Genomic DNA, 430 nt, shown 5'->3' with positions numbered 1-430 from the left:
CCAGGCGTAGAGGCCCTTGTGATCCTTCATGCCCAGACGATCCTCGATGCCCATCCGCGTGAGTTCTTCGACTTCTACTGCGACCGCATGCTGGCCCTGGACGCCGAGCCCAACGCCGCGCACCGAAAGCTGGCCGAACTGGAGCGGGAGGGAACGCTTTCAGCCGTCGTGACCCAGAACATCGACGGGCTGCACCAGAAGGCCGGCAGCCGAAACGTGCTGAAGCTGCACGGCAGCGTGTGGCGCAACTTCTGCATGGACTGCGGCGCACCCTACACCGTGGAAGAGCTGCTGGCCCTGCGCGAACAGAGCCCCGACGGCGTACCGCACTGCTTGAAGTGCGGAGCCATCGTGAAGCCAGACGTGGTGCTATACGAGGAGCCGTTGGACGACGGCACCGTGACCGCGGCCGTGCGCGCCATCGCTAGCG

1 protein-coding gene is annotated in these 430 nt (G+C 65.6%); it reads left to right on the top strand.

Translation table 11 applies throughout. The features are described 5' to 3' along the window. Nucleotides 1-18: 18 nt before the first annotated feature. A partial coding sequence (locus tag NE591_RS12540) for an NAD-dependent deacetylase (protein WP_371130603.1) occupies nt 19-430 on the top strand: 412 nt, incomplete at its 3' end.

The organism is Adlercreutzia sp. DFI.6.23 (assembly GCF_024462535.1).
GTDB classification, from domain to species: Bacteria; Actinomycetota; Coriobacteriia; order Coriobacteriales; family Eggerthellaceae; genus Adlercreutzia; species Adlercreutzia rubneri.
Note: the sequence above shows the minus strand (reverse complement) of the source record. Positions and strands in the feature narration are given on the sequence as shown.